The following is a 4,208-nucleotide window of genomic DNA, read 5'->3' on the forward strand; positions in this document are numbered from 1 at the left end:
ACTAAGTTAGATAGTAATTCTAAATTTTGTCCTAATTGTGGAAGCAAGGTAGGATTATCTTATTCAAATGAGTACCAGCAAAGCCATACTAGCTTTCAAAGACATGAAAATTCAATTACTTATTCCTCATCAATACAAAAAAACCCTTGGGAATTATACATCGATAGTTGGAAACATATATTTGATTATCAGGGGGTAACATCAAGAAGAGGATTTTGGTGGTTTTACTTATTTAATGTAATATCAATCGTAATTTTACATTTGTTTTTAATGGTTTTATACGCTGATGAAACAGTTTTAGAACAATTATTATTAGGTGTATTATATTTACAGTTATTATCAGCAAGCGCTAGAAGAATGAGAGACGTTAACAGGTCTATTTATTGGGGAGTAATTCCTTTTGCTTTACAATGGCTTTTCCAACCTATCATGGTTGGATATTATGTTAGTACTGTGTTGCAAAGTATAATCTTTATATTCTTTATAGTGTTTTTAGTTTTCGCTTGTCAACCTAGTAGTTCTAATAAAAACCGAACAAGAGTTAACTAAGTTAAAAGACCTAGAAAATATCTAGGTCTTTTTATATTACTTGATATTATCGATTAAAACTCATTAGTTAAATTCTTATTTTATATTGACTTCTTTAAAAATATACTTGGCAAAAAGTGAACTCAAGTTCTACTATAATGCACGATGTTACTGTTATGTATGATTATAATTTATGTAATAAAAGAGTTGTATTATGCATAGATTTAAAAAGCTTTTTTGTAAGTGTATCTTGGATTATGAAGGGATTATACAAAACTTGCTGTTGTGGGCGATACACAGGGGATGCGTTGTTTTAGTTGTTACTCCACCATTAAAAAAATTATGCATCAGAACAGGTTCAAGACTATTTGAAATACCTAACCGTTCAGACATTTATATCACTAATCCCAAAATGCGTAAATACTTGAATGTATCAACTAGATTATCTCATATATTAATGAAATATGTAACATCACACATAGTTATCAATTGTTTGCATCAACTCCTTATGAACTCGCAAACATTAAACAAGCCGGCATATATAATCAAACTTTAATTAAAAGTACAATCTACATCGGAGATAATATCTTATTATTAAAATCTCAATGTATATTGAGGGTAAGCATACCAAAAACGGAATTGTAGAATGGCGTTACCAATACGTACCTAATAAACTTTGGCAAATTGATAGTTCAACAGATTTCCAGGCATAAATATTAAAACAGCTAAAAAATTGAATAAGCGAGGTATATTTACAATTGGAGATTTAGCGATCTATCCTTATGTATATCTAAAAAAGGGGTTGGTATAGTTAGTGTATACTTGCAACTTCATGCAAATGGTATTGTTGAAAGTATTATAAGCAAACTTCATTTAACTAAGCATAATGGTTTAGATAAAAATCAAATTCTCTTGAGAGATTATGAATTACATGAACTTAAAGCTGTGTTAATTGAACAAGTAGAAGATGTATATTTTAAAACTCGTATGTCAGACCTCTACCCTACAACTATTAGTGTTTCAGTTTTTCACTCAGAAAGTGGAGGTATTAGAAAACAATTTACTGAAAAAATGAATTCAAAAGTACCACTCAGATCATAGATGTTTATGGCAATGTATAGTTTCACAAGTAGCAAATGATATATTAATTCGAACTATAGGAGTTAATTTTACAAATTTTAGAACCAATGCAACACAACAACTAGAATTATTCAAACCAGAAAAAACAATTAAAAGCTGAAATCATAGATTATTTCTTAAATAAAGTGAAATTAAAATATGGTTAAGAAATAGTAATGAGAGCAACAAGTTTAACTTCTGGTGTAACCCTTAATGATAGAAAAGAATTATTAGCAGAACATAAGTCTTATTTTAATAACAGGAGGAAAAATATATGGAATTAGTTACTTATCAGGAAAATATTTTATTCTAATATACTGACTATATATTTAAATTAAAGTTTAAACATGGCTAAAAAAATTCAATAGATGCCTCTGTTGAAAATATTAAGAACATAATAAGTGAATCATATGATTTAAAAAGTAATATATCAAAAGTGAAGAACTTAATAATTAATGGTAATTCTGAGACAAATAATAAAATATTAAATCAGATTAGGGTTTGTAATGTATTATATCGATCATTTATAAATACATTCTAATAAAAAAGACTACTCAATTAAAGTAGTCAATAAGTTGATGTAAGATTAACAGTCGTAGGTTAATCTTACATCAACTTCATCAAGTCATTCTTTTAAACAAACACTAGGGCTTAATTATCTTTCGTTAATTATCTCGTAAATTTTTAAAACTAAAAAGCGTTATTAGTAATTATGTCGAACCTATCTATTATTTTAGATTTGTTGTTTCAATTAATTTTTCATTATTACTTAAGTTTTGACTCTCCCAATATTGTACAGCTTGAGGAATTTTAGTAAATTCAACGGTATTATTATGCTCCGTTTTAACTATATGTTCAATTTCATCAATATTCACTCTGAAGAATTCTTTTCTATGATTCACTTTGTTTATTTCTCTATCTCTAAAATGTCTATGAAGTGTATTTTCTAATTTTGGAGCGTCATCACTAAATATCATAGCATGCACATCAAAACCAAATGGTACCGAAGCATCACCTAATTCTTTAACACGATCATAGGGCTCCAACCTTCTAGTCATTCCAATTTTAAATACATCTTCTCCAAATGAACCAATATTAGATATAACATAAACATAGCCAGCTCTTGTATTTGTTTCACGGTTTATTACATCTTTTTTATCTTCTTCAAGAGCCTGTAATTTTGATTCAAGTTGTTTTATTTTTTCAGCATACAACTCTTTTTCAATATCGTTATTAGATTTTTCCAAACGTTTAAATAAACTATTAACTTCTTTACTAAATTGACGTTCTTCTTTTTCTAATTTTTTACGTTCAGTCTCAAGCTCACGTCGTACACGTTCCTCTTCTTTCATTTGTTCTTTAATTTCTTTTTGTATTTCTCTCTCGTGTTCAAGTTTCTTCTCTTTTTCATAGATTAGGTTTAGTTTTTCCAACTTAATTTGTAAATATTCTTTGGTAAGTTCTACATCATCAACTTTATAAATTCTATTAAGTGTTTCATATGCTTTAATTATTTTATTATGATAAGTTTCATAATTTCTAAAAGTAAGATTACTGAAGAAATAGTTACACTCAGTATCAAAAGAACGTAGTATTTGTTTAACTTGGGAATTAATATAAGATTTTCTCTCTTCATATCCATAATGCAATACAGCATTATTGTTTTTAATGTAATCCTTTTCATCAAGATTTAACAAACTAAGCTTATCATTAATTTCAGATGATGTAATTTTTTCTTCAAAATGTCTAATAAATATATCTTTGAAGTCATTTTCTAATTGCGTATCATCTAATTGTTTTAATATTTTATTTAGTTCTTTTTGTTTATATCTTATTTTATAATCTAAATCGCTAATTTTGTTCTCTTTTTCAAGTATTTCTGCTTCAGTCTCCACTTTAAGAGAATGAATTTTATCTAGTTCTGCTTTTATTTTTTCTTGATTTTCCAACTCAATCTTTCGTTGCTCTTTTTTAATATCATTTCTTTGTTTATCTATGTTTGCTTTTTCATCTGCTAGAGGTTTAGCTATTTTAATTAATACAATTACAGCTTCATATGTACCAGAATCAAACATTGTTACTTTAGTACTTAATGTTTCTCCATAATTCAAATATAAATCATCTTTTAAATTTTTCTTTTTTCTTTCATGTATTGATATATCAGTAAATGGAATTTTGTAAGCAAAATCATCTTTTTCACGAATAAAATACATGTCAGTTTCAGTTAAGAAATAACTTCCATTTTTATCAACTGTTTTATATCTAAATGTACCCTTAGATGACAAAATTACATCATCCACATTATTAAATTTTTTCAAAAATAACTCATAGTCATTTTTATAATACCCCAATTAATACACCTCTATTATTTATTTTTTCTTATTATACATTATTTCATTGTGCTCGGTAAATATAATTATGATTTAAATATCAATCATCTAAAGTTTTTCTCTTTGAATTAAATTTCTATTTGTTTAATTTGTGTATTTAAATTTTAATGTGGATGACCTAATTCAATAGTATAGTGTTTCACATTCCTTATTTCATATAAAACTCTTTTG

3 protein-coding genes are annotated in these 4,208 nt (G+C 26.6%); 2 read left to right on the forward strand and 1 reads right to left on the reverse strand.

The annotated features are described in order from the left end of the window. Both CD150_RS12385 and CD150_RS12395 read left to right on the forward strand, forming a co-directional pair. On the forward strand, positions 1 to 549 hold a 549-nt coding region (locus CD150_RS12385), incomplete at its 5' end, for a DUF805 domain-containing protein (RefSeq protein ID WP_103161640.1). An 801-nt stretch (positions 550 to 1,350) separates the two neighbouring features. Then, positions 1,351 to 1,629, forward strand: a complete 279-nt coding sequence (locus tag CD150_RS12395; protein ID WP_073341573.1) for a hypothetical protein — start codon at positions 1,351 to 1,353, stop codon at positions 1,627 to 1,629. A gap of 746 nt (positions 1,630 to 2,375) precedes the next feature. Here CD150_RS12395 and CD150_RS13825 read toward each other — a convergent pair. Next, positions 2,376 to 3,965, reverse strand: a complete 1,590-nt coding sequence (locus tag CD150_RS13825) for an SNIPE associated domain-containing protein (protein WP_240621238.1) — start codon at positions 3,963 to 3,965, stop codon at positions 2,376 to 2,378. Positions 3,966 to 4,208 lie beyond the last annotated feature (243 nt).

The organism is Staphylococcus ureilyticus, from assembly GCF_002902235.1.
Classification (GTDB): domain Bacteria; phylum Bacillota; class Bacilli; order Staphylococcales; family Staphylococcaceae; genus Staphylococcus; species Staphylococcus ureilyticus.